Source organism: Bacillus cereus group sp. MYBK245-2, from assembly GCF_051916145.1.
Lineage (GTDB): Bacteria > Bacillota > Bacilli > Bacillales > Bacillaceae_G > Bacillus_A > Bacillus_A pacificus.
On sequence record NZ_JBQAGB010000002.1, the window covers coordinates 25,815 to 43,189 of the forward strand.

Sequence of the window (17,375 nt, forward strand, 5' to 3'; positions counted from 1 at the left end):
ATTTTATATATACGAACAGTCCTTTATTATTATGTTTATTATACTATGAGTATCATTATACGAAAATAAAAGAGAGTTGTGGACTTTTTTATAACAATTGAGTAGAAAAAGGGCAGTAGGAGACAATAAAATGGAGTTTCTATGTATGATTATTATCGTGCGCGGAAAGAATCGTGTAACAATACGGAGGTTATAATGCGAAAATTATTATATTTTATAGTATGCAGTAGTGTTATACTTTTTGCTTCACCAAGTGTGTCGGTAGCTCAATATGATGCACCTCTTATGGAAGATGCCCTTTATTCTGTCTTATTCCCGAAAATAAATAAAGCAATCGAAAAACAATATGGGGGCTTGAAGCCTTATCAATGCCCGAAAATTATTAGTTTAAAAAAAGTGTATAGCGGTACATATTTATTTCAAGCAGTTATTGAAGTGACAAAGTATGAACGTGTTGCAGGGAAAATTGCGCCACCATTTGAGAAGGTAACGATTACATTTAATAACGAAGAAGGCGAATGGGAAGTGACAAAGGTTTCAGTAAAGCGCTTATCAAACGATACGAAACTAAACTGTAAAAAAGCAATATAAAAAATTGTTTGACAAATAAAATGGTCCTTTGGTATTGTTAATAGCAACAATTAGATGTTTGAAAATTAAATAGACTTACCTCATCTACTCTCAAAGGTAGAGGCCGCGATAGGAAAGAGTAAGCTATGGGAGATTTAATGGGATCTGTGATCATAGGTTGAAAGGGACTATTGCCGAAATATAAGAATAACCATCTTATTCATATATTGGGACTACATTGAATAAATGTAGTACTGTCATAAGATTTATTTTATGGAGAGCTATTTGGAGATGTTGATGCGGTTTCTTATTTTGAGGAGATAACAACTCGTTTATTTTTTCAATATATATTTTTCCTAATAAGAAACGCGTGTGAACATTGTTCCGCGCGTTTTTTGTCTATCTAAAAGCGTGCTGCAATGAATAGAAGATTGGGGTTATGAGTTTTAGAGGAAATAAGGGAGGAATTCAAATGTATTTACACGGCACAAGCCGAATCAATGGGCAAGGACACTTAGAAATTGGAGGGTGCGATACGACGCAGCTAGCAAAACAATACGGAACACCACTTTATGTATACGATGAAGAGTCAATTCGAGGAAAGTGCCGCGCGTTTCATCGTGCTTTTAAAGAAAGTGGGTTCTCTTATCAAGTAGCATATGCAAGCAAGGCGTTCTTGTGCATGGAGATGTGCCGAGTAGCTCGTGAAGAGAATATGTCATTAGATGTTGTTTCTGGAGGAGAATTATATACTGCACTACAAGCAGGATTTCCGGCATCGCGCATTCATTTTCATGGCAATAACAAAACAGATGAAGAAATTGTGATGGCTCTTCAGGCGAATATTGGTTGTTTTGTCGTAGATAACTTCTTAGAATTAGAAATTTTGCATGATTTAGCAGTGCAACATGGGAAATTTGTGAACATATTAATTCGTGTAACGCCCGGAGTAGAGGCGCACACACATGAATATATTACAACAGGTCAAGATGATTCAAAATTTGGATTTGGCGTGTCAAATGGTCAAGCGATGCAAGCAATTGAGCTTGCTTTACAAAAATCCAATTATAACGTGTTAGGAATTCATTCACATATCGGATCACAAATATTTGAAACGGCTGGCTTTGTGCGAGCGATTGAAGTTCTTCGTCAATTTTTAGAAGCAGTGAGAGAGCGAACAAACTATGTAGTAAAAGTGCTAAATGTAGGGGGAGGATTCGGAATACGCTACACAGAGTCCGATGCACCATTAACTCTTGAGACGTATGTGCGAGCTGTAACAAGTGCGGTGAGAGAACAATTTACGTTATGTAATTATCCATTGCCAGAAATATGGGTTGAACCAGGTCGTAGTATTGTAGGTGATGCCGGAACGACACTTTATACAGTCGGATCTGTGAAAGACATTCCTGGTATTCGGAAATATGTATCAGTGGATGGTGGGATGACTGATAACTTAAGACCTGCTTTATATAACGCTCGTTATGAAGCGATGTTAGCGAATCGAGGGAATGATGAGAATGAGGAAGTTGTTTCGATTGCAGGGAAATGCTGCGAGAGTGGAGATATGTTAATTTGGGATATTAATCTACCGAAAGTTACTTCTGCGGATTTACTAGCAATTTCTTGTACAGGGGCATACGGGTACTCGATGGCGAATAATTATAATCGGATTCGTAGACCAGCTGTCGTCTTCGCGAAAGGTGGTACATCACAAATTGTTGTAGAGCGCGAAACATATGAAAATATTATTGGGAACGATCGCATACGTATTAAAGAACTTGTTTAAATGAGGAAAAAGGAGTTGTTCGGATGGGCAATTCCTTTTTTATAAAATAAAATAATTAAAATATATCGGAAAACTAGGATTGAAAAAAATCAGAATTGTGATAAAATACAAATACAAAGCTTATCAAGAGAAGCGGAGGGAACTGGCCCGGCGAAGCTCGGCAACCTGCTTATAGAAAGCAAGGTGCTAAATCCAGCAAAATGGAATCCATTTTGAAAGATAAGGTAAAATATATTACCGAACAGTCTTTTCGAAATGGGAAAGATTTTTTTTATGAATAAAAAGGGGGGCTGTTCGCGTGAGCGTACGGGAACATTTTGAGGAAGTATCTGAGAAAATTGAAGCGATGCTTGCTGATATGAAATATGGTTCAATTACAATTGTTGTGCAAGATGGCAAAGTCATTCAATTAGAGAAAAGTGAAAAAGTACGTTTAAAGTAAAAAGCGCTGACTAGAAAAACTAGAGGCGGTTTTAACCTATTTCATTAGGTTAAAACCGTCTTTTTGCTTTTATAGGGGGAAAAAACATGTTGACGTATGAAACGTGGGAAGAAAATGATGTTTCATTTTCAGAAGAAGATGAAACGAAAGGCGCGTTATCTGTATTAAGTTGGGCTTATAAAGAATATAAAAGTGAAATTGTATACGCATGTAGCTTCGGAGTGGAAGGGATGGTACTGCTGCATCTTATTAACCAAGTAAATCCATCTGCTAAAGTTGTTTTTTTAGATACAAACGTACATTTTCAAGAAACGTATGAATTAATTCAAAAAGTGCGGGAACGATTTCCGTCATTAAATATTATAGAAAAACAACCAGAACTTACACTTGATGAACAAGCCAACTTGCATGGTGACAAGCTATGGGAGAGCAATCCTAATCTCTGTTGTAAGATTAGAAAAATTTTGCCTTTAGAAGAATCATTAGCGAATGAAAAAGCGTGGATATCGGGACTGAGGAGGGAACAATCAGAAACCCGTAAGCATACAAAGTTTATAAATCAAGATCATCGCTTTCGATCTATTAAAGTTTGTCCGCTCATTCATTGGACGTGGAAAGAGGTATGGCGATATGTATACAAACATAGTTTGCCGTATAACCCATTACATGACATTGGATATCCAAGTATTGGGTGTGAGAAGTGTACGTTACCTGTAGGAGAGGGTGGCGATTCAAGAGATGGTAGATGGGCCGGGAAAGTAAAAACTGAATGTGGCCTTCATTATCAATAAGGTGAATTTGAAAATAAAGCTAAGAGAGGGTATAGAAAATGAGTACAAGAAACGAATTAATAAATCGAATAGACGAGACATACGACGTATCACAAATTGAAAAAGAAATTGGGCTAGACAACATTGCATTAAGTGATTTAGAACTATTAGCGACAGGGGGATATAGCCCGCTTACTGGTTTTTTAGGAAAGAAAGATTATGATTCGGTTGTAGAAACGCTTCGTTTAAATAATGGAAGTGTTTGGAGTATACCTATTACATTACCAGTAACAGAAGAGGTAGCAGAGACGCTAAAAGTTGGAGAGGAAGTAAAACTTGTTAACGGTGGAAATGTATATGGTGTCATTCAAATAGAAGATATTTTTGTGCCTGATAAGGAAAAAGAAGCGTTACTAGTGTATAAAACGACGGATGAGGCTCATCCAGGAGTGAAAAAATTATACGAACGACCGAACGTTTACGTCGGAGGAGCTATTGTTCTGACGAAACGTTTTGAAAATAATCCGTTTCCTTCTTATCATTTAGATCCAATTGAAACGAGAGAAGAATTTAAAAAACGTGGTTGGAAAACAGTAGTTGGATTCCAGACGAGAAATCCGGTACATCGTGCTCATGAATATATTCAAAAATCTGCTCTTGAAATTGTAGATGGCCTCTTTTTAAATCCGCTCGTTGGGGAAACGAAGTCGGACGATATTCCTGCTGATGTAAGAATGGAAAGTTATGAAGTATTACTTCAAAACTACTATCCGAAAGATCGTGTCTTTTTAAGTGTATTTCCTGCAGCAATGCGTTACGCAGGACCGAGGGAAGCGATATTCCATGCATTAGTCAGAAAGAATTTTGGATGTACCCACTTTATTGTAGGACGCGATCATGCAGGAGTAGGAGATTATTACGGTACTTATGAAGCACAAGAAATTTTTACAAACTTTACAGTAGAAGAGTTAGGGATTACACCGTTATTTTTTGAGCATAGTTTTTACTGCACGAAATGTGAAGCGATGGCTTCAACGAAAACATGCCCGCATGGAAAAGAGGATCATGTCATCTTATCTGGTACGAAAGTAAGAGAACTATTAAGAAACGGTGAGGTTCCGCCAAGTACATTTAGTCGTAGAGAGGTAGTAGAGGTACTAATTAAAGGTTTGAAAAAAGAAGTAGTAACAGAATAGGGAGAGAATGAGATGGATACGAATATTACTTGGCATACAGCTTCTGTTTCAAAAGATGAGAGAAGAGTGAAGAATGGGCATCATAGTTTTGTCATTTGGTTTACTGGTTTATCAGCTTCGGGTAAATCTACAGTAGCGAACGCGGTTGCTCGTAAACTATTTGAAAAGAATATTGGAAACTATGTACTTGATGGAGATAATATACGTCACGGTTTAAATAAAGACTTAGGTTTCTCTGAAAGTGATCGTATGGAAAATATAAGACGAATTGGCGAAGTAGCGAAGCTATTTGTAGATCAAGGGACTGTTGTTCTTACAGCGTTTATTTCACCGTTTCGAGTAGACCGAAAACAAGTTAGAGATCTATTAGCTGCAGATGAATTTATAGAAGTGTTTGTAAAATGTCCAATGGAAGAGTGTGAGAAACGTGATCCGAAAGGACTTTATAAAAAAGCAAGAAAAGGTGATATTAAAGATTTTACAGGTATCGATTCACCGTATGAGGAACCAGAGCAAGCGGAATTAACTGTAGAAACGCACAAGTATTCTATTGAAGAATGTGCAGAACAAATCGTGAAGTACTTACAAGAGCGTAGTTTTATATAGGGGGATAAAAAATGAGTTATGAAAAAGTATGGGCTAACAATGAAAAATTAAATCAAACTGAGAAAAATAAATTAAAAAAAGATGGATTGGAAATCTTTAATGATATTCCTTACTATGCAGAGAATGGCTTCGAATCTATTCCGAAAGAAGAGTGGGACGCATTCAAATGGGCAGGGTTGTACTTACAAAGACCGAAGGAAGCTGGTTATTTTATGATGCGTGTAAATATCCCTTCTGGCATTATTACGAATGCACAGGCAGAAGTGCTTGCTTCTATCGCTGAGGATTATGGACGTGACGTAATAGATATTACGACAAGACAGGCAATTCAGTTTCATTGGTTAGAAATTCATCAAATTCCAGATATTTTTAAAAGATTAGCAAGGGTTGGGTTATCTTCAGCTGGGGCGTGTGGTGATATAACGCGTAATATTACGGGGAATCCACTTGCTGGTATTGATGCAAATGAACTATTTGATACAACTGGCATTGTAAAAGAGGTATATGATTATTTCCAACATAATGAAGAATTTTCTAACTTACCACGTAAATTTAAAATGTCTATTAGTTCTAACATTTATAATTCAGCAAACGCAGAGATTAACTGTGTTGCATTTACACCTGCAACGAAAGAAATAGATGGTGAGAAAAAAGTTGGTTTTCATATAAAAGTAGGCGGTGGGTTATCAGCCCGTCCATATTTAGCTGATGAATTAGATGTATTCGTTTTACCAGAAGAAGTGAAGGCGGTAGCAATTGCGATTGCTACGATATTCCGTGATTTTGGATATCGTGAAAAACGTCATTTAGCTCGTTTGAAATTTCTTGTTGCAGACTGGGGAGCAGAGAAGTTTAAAGAGAAGCTAATAGAATATACAGGACCATTACAAAGTAAAGGAGAAAGTGCTCTTAAAGGCTGGAATGCGGGGTACTTTTATGGTGTCCAAGACCAAAAACAAGATGGACTAAAATATGTAGGTTTTAATGTGCCAGTAGGACGCCTACATGCAGAAGAAATGTTTGAGATTGCAAGAATTGCTAAACAATATGGGAATGGACAAATTCGTACATGTAATTCACAAAACTTCATTATTCCGAATGTTCCGCCAGAAAATGTAACTGGCTTGCTAAATGAGCCGTTGTTTGAAGCGATATCAGCAAATCCGAAATCGTTTATTGGTCACGCGGTTTCTTGTACTGGTATTGAATATTGCAATCTTGCATTAGTAGAAACGAAAGAAAGATTACGAAAAATTGCCGAATACTTAGATACACAAATGGCACTCGATGTTCCGGTTCGTATTCATATGGTAGGATGCCCGAATTCATGTGGTCAACGTCAAATTGCTGACATTGGATTGCAAGGTGTAAAAATGAAAACGAAGGAAAAAGGAATTGTTGAAGCATTTGAAATATATGTAGGTGGAACGCTGTTAGATGGTGGTGCTTATAATCAAAAGTTAAAAGGAAAAATAGATGGCGAGGATCTACCTGATGTACTCGCATCATTTATAAGTTATTTCAAAGAAAATAAATTACCAGCTGAAACGTTTTATGATTTTGTAGGCCGTGTTGGTGTAGAGACATTACAAACAGCGTTAAATAACGTGTTAGAAGAAGTAATAGCGTCTTAGGAGGGGTAATATGGATTTATATCGATTTGAAGCGGTATTAGTGAATAGCATTGTTCCGATTGTTGTTGTTGCTGAAAGTGAAGAACAGGCATTTAAGATGGCGGAGATTGAGCTTGAAAAACATTTTTTACCGTTACCAGAAGTAAAGGAGATTGCTTTGTTTGAAAAAAAGAAGATTCGAAAAAGCGCAGCCTTTGTTATTCATGAGTAAGGAACATTGAAATATTAAGAAATGAAAACTTCCATTCCTATATAAGGATGGAAGTTTCACTTTAATAGTAGAAATGAGGAGAGATGATGGGAAAAGTATATATCGTTGGAGCGGGCCCTGGTGATCCAGATTTAATTACTGTAAAAGGATTGAAATGCATTGAGAAAGCAGATGTTATTTTATACGACCGTCTCGTGAATAAAGAATTGCTTTCTTATGCAAAGCCTGAAGCGGATTTAATTTATTGCGGAAAACTACCAAATTATCACACGATGAAGCAAGAGACAATTAACACGTTTCTTATTAAATATGCGAAAAAAGGAAAAGTTGTAACGAGGCTAAAAGGTGGGGATCCATTTGTATTTGGTAGAGGAGGAGAAGAAGCTGAAGCGTTAGCAAAGCAAGGTGTACCGTTTGAAATCGTTCCTGGTATTTCAGCTGGAATAGCTGCTCCTGCTTATGCTGGTATTCCAGTGACACATCGTGATGCAAGTGCAAGTTTTGCTATTGTGACAGGGCATAGAAAAGAAGATGCTGAAGAGGATGTGAAGTGGGAAAATTTAGCGAAAGGTGTAGAGACTTTAGCTGTGTATATGGGGGTTAGCAATTTACCCTACATATGTGAGCAACTGATAAAGCATGGAAAAGATAAAAGTACGCCTGCTGCTATTATTGAGCGGGGAACGACATCTATGCAGCGCACAGTTGTTGGGACGTTAGGAACAATTGTAGATGTTGCGAAAAAAGAACAAATTCAAAATCCGAGCATGATTGTAATTGGAGAAGTCGTCCGTTTTAGAGAAAAAATCCATTGGTTTGAGAAACAGACAGAAAGTACGTATCAAGTAAGTGGAGTGTTATAAAATGAAAGCCATCTTATATATATGTCATGGAAGTCGCTTGAAAGCAGCGAAAGAAGAAGCGGTTGCATTTATTACGTCATGTATGAACCGTGTAGAGGCAAGTATTCAAGAAATTTGTTTTTTAGAGTTAGCGAGTCCAACTATTGATGAAGGGTTCCGTACATGTGTGAAGCGTGGTGCTACAGAGATTATTATTATTCCAGTTTTTTTATTAGCGGCAGGTCATGTGAAAAAAGATATCCCGTTTGAATTGGAAAAGTTAAATAATCAATATCCAAGTATAAAAGTGACCTATGGTAATCCATTTGGTGTATCAGAAGCACTTATAAAATCAGTGTATAGCGGAAGTGGCATTGAACAGGAAGATAAGAATGAAGTGACGTTACTTCTCGTTGCAAGAGGGAGCAGTGATCCTGAAGTATTAAAAGATATAAACTGGATTGCTTCTTTATTTCAAACGGAAGAGAAGATTAAGAAAGTAGAAGTTTGTTACTTAGCGGCTGCCGAGCCGAAATTTGAGGAGAAGTTAAAGGAAGTTGTAGAACGAAAAGAAAAGAATATCGTTGTGCTACCTTACTTGTTATTTACAGGTTTACTTATGAAACATATTGAAAAAGAAGTGCGCCAATATGAGCTAGATGAGATAAAAATAAGTCCGTATTTAGGAAAGAATGAAGCGTTTCAGTATATGTTAATTCAGAAAACGAAGAAATTATTGAAGGGAGATCAATATGTATCCACTTACAGTGCGAGTTGAGAAGAAACGTGTTGTTGTCATTGGTGGAGGGAAAGTCGCGGGATTCAAAATTATTCCTTTACTAAAACAAGGTGCAGATATAGTTGTGGTAAGTCCTGAATTGGATGCGAATTTAGTGAAACTTGTAGAAGAAAAGAAAATTCGTTGGTATCAAAGGGAGTATGAAAAAAGTGATATTAATGGTGCTTTTTTAGTTGTAGCAGCGAGTAGTGATGCCGTATTGAATGAAAAGGTTGCTGAAGATACGGCAGAAAATCAGCTGGTAAATGTTATTACGAATCCGGAAAGTGGAAATGTTCATTTTCCGGCGGCGTTTCATCGTGGGCTACTTAATATAGCTGTTTCTACTGGAGGAGCGAGTCCGAAACTTGCAAAAAAAATTCGAGATGATATCGCAAATAAATATGATGAGACGTATGAATCGTATCTGGATTTTTTATACGAAGTTAGAATAAAAGTGAAAGAATTACAAATAGAGAAAAGAGAGAGAAATATATTGTTGCAAGAGGTATTGAAGTCGATATATGTTCAAAATGAACAAAAAAGAGAATTGTTTTTACAAGAATTAGAGAGAAGAGTTCATATAGGATAATAAATAAATTGTACTTTACAACTATAAAAATATAATTTATAATCACAAGTAACTTCAATAGATGAAATCGATGAGCAAGAAGAGTATGTATATTTGATACGTTCAGAGAGCTGGGGTAAGGTGTGAGCCCGGTACGATAAAATATACAGAATGGGCTTGCGAGAGGTATGTTGAACATTGTAGTAGGCAACCCGGGTTCCGCCGTTAAAAGGATAGAGTATCGGAGTTTTTCCTGTACTTGAACAAGTGGGATTTATCAATCCAATTGAGGTGGTACCACGGTATTAACATTACATATATCGTCCTCTACATGCATATTTGCGTGTAGGGGACTTTTTTATTTTCTAAAGGAGGTGTGCGAGTATGAAATGAAAGTGTATAATTAACAAAAGTTTAAATATTCAGAAAAGGAGAATTTATGATGAAAGAAACACAGCAATGGACGTCGAAAATAGGCTTTGTACTCGCAGCAGCCGGAGCCGCAGTAGGTCTTGGTGCAATATGGAAATTTCCATATGTTGCAGGTAATGGCGGGGGAGGCGCATTCTTCCTTGTATTTTTACTATTAACTTTATTTATAGGTATGCCACTCCTTTTAGCTGAATTTGTTATTGGGCGTAGTACGCAAAAAGAGGCAGTTACAGCGTATAAAGTATTAGTGCCAAATAGCAAGGTATATCCTTGGATTGGTCGCATGGGAGTTGTTACTTGTTTTAGTGTACTATCTTTTTATAGTGTTGTAGGTGGATGGATTTTACTTTACTTATACTATAGTGTGACAGGAAGCTTCTGGAATGGAGTGACTGATTATGGGCAATTATTCGGTGAGACGATTTCAAATCCAGTAAGCGCGATTGGAGCGCAATTTGTCTTTATGCTTTGTACGATTTTTGTTGTAAGTAAAGGTGTAGAGAAAGGGATAGAAAAAGCAAGTAAGTATATGATGCCGCTATTATTTATTTTGTTTATTGCAATTATTGTTCGTGCGTTAACACTGGATGGTGCTTTTGCTGGGGTAGAGTTCTTCTTAAAACCAGATTTTTCAAAGCTGACAGCAGATACGATTTTATACGCGATGGGACAATCATTCTTCTCGCTAACAGTTGGGGCCTCGGTAATGGTCACGTATAGTTCCTATTTGAAGAAAGAAGAACATTTAGCAAAATCAGCAACATCTATTGTAAGTTTAACTGTTTTTATTACAGTACTTGCAGGATTAGCGATTTTTCCGGCGATTTTCGCATTAGGTGTTAAGCCGACTGAAGGACCGGGGTTACTATTTATCGTCCTTCCAGCAGTATTTGCGAAAATACCATTTGGACAATTTTTCTTCATTATGTTTTTGGTGTTATTTTTCTTTGCAACGTTAACATCTGCGATTTCCATGCTTGAAATTGTAGTAGCATCTGTTGCGAAAGATAACGAGAAAAAGCGTCCGTCAGCATCGTTATTAATTGGTATTCTTATTTTTGCAGTTGGAATTCCGTCAGCTCTATCGTTTGGAATTATGAGTGATGTGAAAATATTTGGGAAAACATTCTTTGACTTAGTCGACTTCTCAGTAAGTAACGTATTGCTGCCATTAGGGGTACTAGCTATTTCGTTATTTGTACCAAATAAAATGAGTAAAGAAATGTTAATGAAAGAATTAGAAGTTACGGAAACGAAAGGGAAAACATTATTTAATATTTGGTTCTTCTTACTTCGTTATGTTATTCCAGTAACTGTAATTATTGTATTTTTAAATGCGATAGGCGTATTTAAAATGTTTGCATAATAAAAAGACGGAGATTTCTCCGTCTTTTTATTATGTTGTAGGTGTATTTAATAAACGATTATATGCTTTATAGGCTGTGACGACTGCGAGGAATGATCCGATTAAAAATAAAACTGAGCCGCCAAATGTAAATATCCGGCCAATAAAAGTTTCTCTAGCTTCTTGTATTTCTTGTTGTAATTGTGTATTCATATAATTCACCCCGTAAACTATAGGCATTTAGTTGTAGTCTATGTGGAATGCCTATAGTGTGTGAAGGGGAAATAAAAAAACTCGGTATGCACCGAGTTTTTTTATAATCCGATATAAGGAGATGGATCAACTGCGTTTGTCTTACCGACATTCCATTCTCCAAGATGAAGTTCAAAGTGTAAATGTTGTCCGTATGATTGGCCGGTATTCCCCATAAATCCAAGTTGAGTTCCTTGTTTTACAGTTTGTCCATTCGATACAGAACGGCTACTCATATGAGCATATACTGTTGTATATGTTTTTCCGTTAATACGGTGAGATAAGTACACAACATTTCCGTAACTAGATGATAATTCTGAGCGAATAACAACGCCATCTGCAGCGGCAATAATTGGAACAGTTCCTGAAGCAGCGATATCGATTCCTTTATGGTTATCAATAGAGCGCACGCCAAAACCAGAAGTTTTTGATCCAGCTGCTGGTTTAATAAATCCTCCGATGTTTGTATCGTGTGGTGTTGGGGCCGCTTGAGCTGTTTGAGCAGATGAAGCAGCTTGTTTACGAGCTTCTTCCGCCTTGCGAGCTTCCTCAGCTTTACGAGCTTCTTCTGCGCGTTTTTCTTCTTCAATTGCCTTTTGAACAGCTTGACGCTGATTTTCTAAAATGCCTTTAGATTCTTCTAATCCTTCAATCTCTGAATCTACTTTTGCCACTTTCGTATGTAGATCGCTAATAAGAGTTTGTTGCTGTTGTTGGTTATTTTGTAATTCTTGTTGTTTTTGTTCTAATTTTTGCTCGGATTCTTTCAGTTGTTGCTCTTTTTTCTCAACAGCCTCTTTTTCTTTCGTCACAGCATCTTGGTCAGTTGTTTGTTTTTTCACAATATCAGTATCGTTGTTTAAAATTAAACTGACAGAGTACATATTATCAACAAGATCAGCAATGTTTGCAGAATTTGTTAATACTTCCGTAATGATATTTGTGCGAGGTTTTTCTTGCATAGATTGCAGTCGTTGCTTAATAACTTCCTGACGTGTATCTATGTTTGTTTGTAATTGCTCTATATGTTTCTTTTTTTCAGTAATTATTTGTTGTGTTTTACTAATTTCTTTTTTTGTATCGTTTAATTCAGCTTCGTTTTTATTAATAGAAGTAGTTAAATCGTCGATTTTCTTTTGTAATTCTTGAATTTCTTTTTCTATTTGTTCTTTCTCGGCTGATTTATTTTGTAAGTCATTTTGTTTTCCTTCTAATTCAGATTGAATATTAGATAATTTATCTTGATTCGTTTCAGCGTATGCGGGTGAAAGTAACGGGGAAGCAAAAATCGTTCCTGCTGCTAAAACGCTGAACGCTACAAATTTCTTTTTCATGGTTGTCTAGCTCCTTTCCCTATGAATGTTATATATCATAAGAAGAAGAGTGTCTATCGTTGTAACCATAATGTAAAGAAAATTTTATAAAATTACTAAGTTTTGTCGGAATTTATCATTTTTCAACGATAAATTTCACTGTAGATTCATTTTTTATATTTGTGTAACAAAGGTTTGTTTTTAGAGTTTTCTTGTAAAATAAAGGGAAAAGTGAATTTGTTTTATGTAGTGAAATATTAGTTATATATTCAATAAAACACTGGTAAGGAATCGTTCTCATGTTAGGTTTTCTGACATGGGTTTTATTTTTGTCAAGAAAATTATTTGCGTTCGGGCAAAGTTATTTTGTTGTCAGATTTTAAATTTTGATTTATGATTTTTAACAGGGACAAAATGTAGTGAATTGTCGAATAATATGTAATACTCTTAATTTCAAGTTTTATAGAGATAGATAGAATGAGAGATGGAGTGACACATCGAAGAGGGGGTTACAACAAATATGAAAAGAATAGGACTTGCATGGCAAATATTAATTGGTCTTACGCTAGGTATTGCAGTTGGGGCAATTTTCTTTGGCAATCCGGCAGTGGTGAGCTATTTACAACCAATTGGTGATATTTTTATCCGATTAATTAAAATGATCGTTGTACCGATTGTTGTAGCGAGTATTGTTGTTGGGGTTGCTGGTGTTGGCGATGTAAAAAAATTAGGTCGACTAGGCGGAAAAACAATTATTTACTTTGAAATTATTACAACAATTGCAATTATTGTCGGTCTATTAATTGCGAATATTTTCCAACCAGGAAAAGGCGTAAATATGGAGCAGTTAACAAAGACAGATATTTCGAAATATACACATACGACAGAGCAAGTACAAAGTCACTCATTTGCAGATACATTTGTAAATATTGTTCCAACAAACATTGTAAAGTCATTAGCTGACGGAGATATGCTTGCTATTATCTTCTTCTCTGTATTATTTGGTTTAGGTGTAGCGGCAATTGGTGAAAGAGGAAGACCGGTTCTTCAATTTTTCCAAGGTGTAGCTGATGCAATGTTTTACGTAACAAACCAAGTTATGAAATTTGCACCATTTGGTGTATTTGCGTTAATTGGAGTTACAGTTTCTACATTTGGTCTTTCTTCATTAATTCCATTAGGGAAATTATTAATTGTAGTATACGGAGCAATGATTTTCTTCGTTGTAGTCGTATTAGGAATTACAGCGAAAATATTTGGAATTAACATTTTCCAATTCTTTAAGATTTTAAAAGATGAACTGATCTTAGCGTACTCTACAGCAAGTTCAGAAACAGTTTTACCAAAAATCATGGAGAAAATGGAGAAGTTTGGTTGTCCAAAGGCAATTACATCTTTTGTTATTCCGACAGGTTATTCATTTAACTTAGATGGATCAACTTTATATCAAGCAATTGCGGCTATTTTCTTAGCACAAATGTATGGTATTGATTTATCTATTACACAACAAATTACATTATTACTTGTATTAATGCTTACATCAAAAGGTATTGCGGGTGTACCTGGCGTATCATTCGTTGTATTATTAGCGACACTTGGTACAGTAGGTATTCCAGCTGAAGGTTTAGCGTTTATTGCTGGTATTGACCGTATTTTAGATATGGCCCGTACAGCAGTTAACGTTGTAGGTAACTCTTTAGCAGCTGTAGTTATGTCTAAGTGGGAAGGTCAGTATGACGCTGAAAAAGGACAAGCCTATTTGAAAGAAATTTCTAATAAGCAAGCAGCTTAATTATAATTTGAACAAGCTCTCACATAATATGTGGGGGCTTTTCTATATAGAAAGGGAGCAGACGAAATGAAACGTAAATATGGTGACGGTTCTTCGTGGAAGCGACTAATAGAGAGGGATTATACTGTTAAGCAAATAGAAGAAGGAATGCTAGGAATACTGGAAATAGAAAAGGTGAGAGAACCTAGTTGTAAAGAATATGATGGTAAGGAACTTTGTATTGCTGGTAATCAGTATACGTGGATTCAATATTTCATAGATGGGAAAAACTTTGCGATTACAGCTATGTTAGATGATCAGAAAAAATTAGTGCAATATTATATCGATGTGGCGAAAGAATATGAAATAGATGACTGTGGCTTACCATATTTTGATGATTTATATTTAGATGTAGTGTTATTACCGAATGGTAAAATGTATGTACTCGATGAAGATGAGCTAGAGGATGCTTATAAAAGTGGCGATGTTACAAAAGAAGAGTATGAGTTAGCTTGGTACACTACGAAATGGATCATAGCTGCAATGAAAAATAGTGAATTTTATTGGATTTCAATATTGGAAGAAGAAATCAAAAATTTAAAATGATTATTGTATTCAAATTTTTGTATAATTACCAAAAAAATCTATACAAAAAATAATTGACTTTTGTTTTGTAAGCGAGTAAAGTTAGGGAAGAAATTATTATTAAAAAATAAATATGAAACCTTCTTATAAAGAGAGGCGGAGGGACTGGCCCTACGATGCCTCGGCAGCGGACTCGATTTCAGAGTGCTGTGCCAAATCCAGCAAGCATATGCTTGAAAGATGAGAAGAGCGTTTCTTATAGATGTATAAGACCTCTTCTCGTTGGAAGAGGTCTTTTGTTATTCATTAGAAAAAGGTTGAAACTAGGGAGAGATGGTACTTTGAAAGAAACGAGAGGAAATGGTTTGGCATTATTACCACTTGGGATATTTTTGGCGCTATTTATTGGTTCTGGAATTATTACAGGTGATTTCTATAAATTGCCGATACTTGTAGCAATTTCAATTGCTGTAGGAGTCGCTTTAGCAATGAATCGTAAAGAAAGTTTTCATGTAAAAGTGGAACGATTTGCTAAAGGTGCAGGGAACCCAGACATTATGATTATGGTTCTGATTTTTGTACTGGCAGGAGCATTTTCTGAAACAGCAAAAGGGATGGGTGGCGTTGATTCTACAGTTAACTTAGCGTTATCGATTTTACCACAAGGATTTATCGTAGCTGGCATTTTCGTTATAGGAGCATTTATTTCATTAGCGATGGGAACTTCAATGGGAACAATTGCTGCATTAGCACCAATTGCTGTAGGTATTAGTGGGCAAACTGATATCTCAATTGCACTTACGATGGCTACTGTTGTTGGCGGAGCGATGTTTGGTGATAATTTATCATTTATTTCAGATACAACAATCGCAGCTGTACGTTCACAAGGAACAGAAATGAAAGATAAGTTTAAAACGAACTTTTTAATTGTATTACCAGCAGCTATTATTACAATTGTACTATTAGTAATCATTACTTTAGGAAGCGATACGCAGATTAAAACGCATAGCTTTGACTGGATAAAGATTTTACCGTATGCAGGAGTACTTATTACAGCGCTACTTGGTTGGAATGTACTTATCGTGTTAACTGGTGGAACTGTACTATCTGGGGTTATCGGTCTTTTAGATGGAAGTTATACGTTAGAGAGTTTCTTTAAAAGTGTAACGACTGGAATGGGCGGTATGATGGAGTTAGTATTACTTGCTATTTTAATTGGCGGTATGGTCGAATTGATTCAATATAATGGTGGCATTCAATATTTAATGAATATTTTAACGCGTAACATTCGTTCAAAAAAAGGAGCAGAGTTCGGTATCGCTGGTTTAGTAGGTATGACGAATATGTGTACAGCGAATAATACCATTTCTATTATCTTTACAGGTCCGCTTGCGAAAAACATTGCAGATCAATATGAAATTGATCCTCGTAAATCAGCGAGTGTATTAGATCTTTTCTCGTGCTGTGTGCAAGGGTTAATTCCGTATGGTGCGCAAATGTTAACAGCAGCAGGATTTGCGGCGTTATCTCCAATTGAACTGTTACCATATGCGTTTTATCCAATCTTAGTTGGCGTATGTGGAATCATTTCTATATTAATTGGTTTCCCGAGGTTTTCTAAAGTAGCGGAAAAAAAAGAGTATCATAAAACAGCATAATGAAAATGAAGTGTATGAAAAGTAACGAAAGCCGTACAGAGAACATTCTCTGTACGGCTTTTTATGTGCGGGAAAAGAGTGAATGATCCCATGCTATCGTATGTTTTTACAAAAGGCTGAATGCAACTCGGTCTTAAGTCTGAGTTAAAAACGGTTCTTAAGCTCGTTATGGAAAAAAGAAAAAATAGTTAAGATAAGAGTATCAAATCGAAGGGAGGCAAGCACAAGATGAAACAATTTCTAGCGTTTATCGCGGCTGGTATTTTAGCTTTAATTGCTCTTGGTAGTCTTGCTGGTATTGTAGGATTCGCAATCGGAGCAGGAGTTGTGTACTGGAGCTATAAATCATTTGTGCGAGCACAATCATTTTTTGGAAAGTTAGCTTGGGGTATTGTTGGTTTGATCGGCTTGTCCATCGCCCTTTCTCATTCCCCAGCATTAATCGGTATTGCAGCATTAGTAGTTTTATACTACGGATACCGTGAGTGGAAAAAAGAAAAAGATGTAGTTGTTGATTCTGCTCCAGAAAGTTCTAAACCATATAGCAACTTTGAAGATGAGTGGAACAAGTTAATGAAAAACTAATATAAAATCAATCAAATCAAATTTA

General features: G+C 36.1%; 18 protein-coding genes, 3 riboswitches and 1 other annotated feature. Of the genes, 16 read left to right on the top strand and 2 right to left on the bottom strand.

Going from position 1 to position 17,375, the window contains the following annotated elements:
• Positions 1-141 precede the first annotated feature (141 nt).
• The 12 genes from ACTFRN_RS04910 (at position 142) to ACTFRN_RS04965 (ending at position 11,207) form a co-directional block, all read left to right on the top strand.
• Entirely contained in the window at positions 142-591 is a 450-nt protein-coding gene (locus ACTFRN_RS04910) for a DUF3888 domain-containing protein (RefSeq protein ID WP_088106564.1), read from the top strand.
• Between the two features lie 89 nt (positions 592-680).
• Positions 681-862: riboswitch (Lysine riboswitch) on the top strand.
• Between the two features lie 180 nt (positions 863-1,042).
• Positions 1,043-2,359 carry a diaminopimelate decarboxylase gene (lysA, locus tag ACTFRN_RS04915; protein ID WP_049111562.1) on the top strand — a complete coding sequence of 439 codons (1,317 nt, stop codon included), beginning with the start codon at positions 1,043-1,045 and terminating at the stop codon, positions 2,357-2,359.
• A 117-nt stretch (positions 2,360-2,476) separates the two neighbouring features.
• Positions 2,477-2,585: riboswitch (SAM riboswitch) on the top strand.
• 72 nt (positions 2,586-2,657) lie between these two features.
• A complete protein-coding gene (locus tag ACTFRN_RS04920; RefSeq protein ID WP_000116161.1) occupies positions 2,658-2,801 on the top strand; it encodes a YezD family protein in 144 nt (47 codons plus the stop codon).
• A gap of 86 nt (positions 2,802-2,887) precedes the next feature.
• Positions 2,888-3,592 carry a phosphoadenylyl-sulfate reductase gene (gene cysH, locus ACTFRN_RS04925; RefSeq protein WP_000958989.1) on the top strand — a complete coding sequence of 235 codons (705 nt, stop codon included), beginning with the start codon at positions 2,888-2,890 and terminating at the stop codon, positions 3,590-3,592.
• A gap of 38 nt (positions 3,593-3,630) precedes the next feature.
• Positions 3,631-4,767: a sulfate adenylyltransferase gene (sat, locus tag ACTFRN_RS04930; protein WP_049111560.1), complete on the top strand. Its 1,137-nt coding sequence runs from the start codon at positions 3,631-3,633 to the stop codon at positions 4,765-4,767.
• A 12-nt stretch (positions 4,768-4,779) separates the two neighbouring features.
• On the top strand, positions 4,780-5,373 hold the full coding sequence (gene cysC / locus ACTFRN_RS04935; protein WP_000380511.1) for an adenylyl-sulfate kinase: 594 nt from the start codon (positions 4,780-4,782) through the stop codon (positions 5,371-5,373).
• An 11-nt stretch (positions 5,374-5,384) separates the two neighbouring features.
• The gene (locus tag ACTFRN_RS04940; protein WP_000119632.1) at positions 5,385-7,007 is read left to right on the top strand and encodes a nitrite/sulfite reductase; all 1,623 of its coding nucleotides are present in this window, start codon (positions 5,385-5,387) and stop codon (positions 7,005-7,007) included.
• Positions 7,008-7,017: 10 nt separating this feature from the next.
• Positions 7,018-7,218: a DUF3906 family protein gene (locus tag ACTFRN_RS04945; protein ID WP_000366912.1), complete on the top strand. Its 201-nt coding sequence runs from the start codon at positions 7,018-7,020 to the stop codon at positions 7,216-7,218.
• Positions 7,219-7,304: 86 nt separating this feature from the next.
• Positions 7,305-8,081, top strand: a complete 777-nt coding sequence (gene cobA, locus ACTFRN_RS04950) for a uroporphyrinogen-III C-methyltransferase (RefSeq protein ID WP_000521271.1) — start codon at positions 7,305-7,307, stop codon at positions 8,079-8,081.
• A 1-nt stretch (position 8,082) separates the two neighbouring features.
• Positions 8,083-8,838 carry a sirohydrochlorin chelatase gene (locus ACTFRN_RS04955; protein ID WP_000644352.1) on the top strand — a complete coding sequence of 252 codons (756 nt, stop codon included), beginning with the start codon at positions 8,083-8,085 and terminating at the stop codon, positions 8,836-8,838.
• On the top strand, positions 8,813-9,430 hold the full coding sequence (locus ACTFRN_RS04960; RefSeq protein ID WP_000283349.1) for an NAD(P)-binding protein: 618 nt from the start codon (positions 8,813-8,815) through the stop codon (positions 9,428-9,430). The genes ACTFRN_RS04955 and ACTFRN_RS04960 overlap by 26 nt, the downstream gene beginning before the upstream one ends.
• Positions 9,431-9,491: 61 nt before the next feature.
• Positions 9,492-9,740, top strand: a binding site (T-box leader).
• Between the two features lie 111 nt (positions 9,741-9,851).
• A complete protein-coding gene (locus tag ACTFRN_RS04965) occupies positions 9,852-11,207 on the top strand; it encodes a sodium-dependent transporter (protein ID WP_041184454.1) in 1,356 nt (451 codons plus the stop codon).
• Between the two features lie 30 nt (positions 11,208-11,237).
• On the opposite strand, the gene ACTFRN_RS04970 is transcribed toward ACTFRN_RS04965, so the two are convergent.
• Complete coding sequence (locus ACTFRN_RS04970) at positions 11,238-11,399, bottom strand: hypothetical protein (protein ID WP_001095994.1); 162 nt, start codon at positions 11,397-11,399, stop codon at positions 11,238-11,240.
• Between the two features lie 101 nt (positions 11,400-11,500).
• A complete protein-coding gene (locus ACTFRN_RS04975) occupies positions 11,501-12,772 on the bottom strand; it encodes a murein hydrolase activator EnvC family protein (RefSeq protein ID WP_000726427.1) in 1,272 nt (423 codons plus the stop codon).
• A gap of 499 nt (positions 12,773-13,271) precedes the next feature.
• On the opposite strand from ACTFRN_RS04975, the gene gltP reads away from it, so the two are divergent.
• The 4 genes from gltP (at position 13,272) to ACTFRN_RS04995 (ending at position 17,350) form a co-directional block, all read left to right on the top strand.
• The gene (gene gltP / locus ACTFRN_RS04980) at positions 13,272-14,543 is read left to right on the top strand and encodes a glutamate/aspartate:proton symporter GltP (RefSeq protein WP_000821146.1); all 1,272 of its coding nucleotides are present in this window, start codon (positions 13,272-13,274) and stop codon (positions 14,541-14,543) included.
• Between the two features lie 66 nt (positions 14,544-14,609).
• Positions 14,610-15,128, top strand: a complete 519-nt coding sequence (locus ACTFRN_RS04985; RefSeq protein WP_014893185.1) for a DUF402 domain-containing protein — start codon at positions 14,610-14,612, stop codon at positions 15,126-15,128.
• Between the two features lie 120 nt (positions 15,129-15,248).
• Positions 15,249-15,354, top strand: a riboswitch (SAM riboswitch).
• A gap of 94 nt (positions 15,355-15,448) precedes the next feature.
• The gene (locus ACTFRN_RS04990) at positions 15,449-16,765 is read left to right on the top strand and encodes a Na+/H+ antiporter NhaC family protein (protein ID WP_000665478.1); all 1,317 of its coding nucleotides are present in this window, start codon (positions 15,449-15,451) and stop codon (positions 16,763-16,765) included.
• 228 nt (positions 16,766-16,993) lie between these two features.
• Complete coding sequence (locus ACTFRN_RS04995; RefSeq protein WP_000808648.1) at positions 16,994-17,350, top strand: lmo0954 family membrane protein; 357 nt, start codon at positions 16,994-16,996, stop codon at positions 17,348-17,350.
• Positions 17,351-17,375 lie beyond the last annotated feature (25 nt).

What these genes read in the sequence shown, in the direction of transcription:
- sat (WP_049111560.1), top strand. Translation starts at nt 3,631, where the DNA reads ATGAGTACAAGAAACGAATTAATAAATCGAATAGACGAGACATACGAC.
- ACTFRN_RS04975 (WP_000726427.1), bottom strand. Translation starts at nt 12,772, where the DNA reads ATGAAAAAGAAATTTGTAGCGTTCAGCGTTTTAGCAGCAGGAACGATT.
- cysH (WP_000958989.1), top strand. Translation starts at nt 2,888, where the DNA reads ATGTTGACGTATGAAACGTGGGAAGAAAATGATGTTTCATTTTCAGAA.
- gltP (WP_000821146.1), top strand. Translation starts at nt 13,272, where the DNA reads ATGAAAAGAATAGGACTTGCATGGCAAATATTAATTGGTCTTACGCTA.
- ACTFRN_RS04910 (WP_088106564.1), top strand. Translation starts at nt 142, where the DNA reads ATGTATGATTATTATCGTGCGCGGAAAGAATCGTGTAACAATACGGAG.
- ACTFRN_RS04960 (WP_000283349.1), top strand. Translation starts at nt 8,813, where the DNA reads ATGTATCCACTTACAGTGCGAGTTGAGAAGAAACGTGTTGTTGTCATT.
- ACTFRN_RS04945 (WP_000366912.1), top strand. Translation starts at nt 7,018, where the DNA reads ATGGATTTATATCGATTTGAAGCGGTATTAGTGAATAGCATTGTTCCG.
- lysA (WP_049111562.1), top strand. Translation starts at nt 1,043, where the DNA reads ATGTATTTACACGGCACAAGCCGAATCAATGGGCAAGGACACTTAGAA.
- ACTFRN_RS04940 (WP_000119632.1), top strand. Translation starts at nt 5,385, where the DNA reads ATGAGTTATGAAAAAGTATGGGCTAACAATGAAAAATTAAATCAAACT.
- cysC (WP_000380511.1), top strand. Translation starts at nt 4,780, where the DNA reads ATGGATACGAATATTACTTGGCATACAGCTTCTGTTTCAAAAGATGAG.
- ACTFRN_RS04955 (WP_000644352.1), top strand. Translation starts at nt 8,083, where the DNA reads ATGAAAGCCATCTTATATATATGTCATGGAAGTCGCTTGAAAGCAGCG.
- ACTFRN_RS04970 (WP_001095994.1), bottom strand. Translation starts at nt 11,399, where the DNA reads ATGAATACACAATTACAACAAGAAATACAAGAAGCTAGAGAAACTTTT.
- ACTFRN_RS04965 (WP_041184454.1), top strand. Translation starts at nt 9,852, where the DNA reads ATGAAAGAAACACAGCAATGGACGTCGAAAATAGGCTTTGTACTCGCA.
- ACTFRN_RS04985 (WP_014893185.1), top strand. Translation starts at nt 14,610, where the DNA reads ATGAAACGTAAATATGGTGACGGTTCTTCGTGGAAGCGACTAATAGAG.
- ACTFRN_RS04995 (WP_000808648.1), top strand. Translation starts at nt 16,994, where the DNA reads ATGAAACAATTTCTAGCGTTTATCGCGGCTGGTATTTTAGCTTTAATT.
- cobA (WP_000521271.1), top strand. Translation starts at nt 7,305, where the DNA reads ATGGGAAAAGTATATATCGTTGGAGCGGGCCCTGGTGATCCAGATTTA.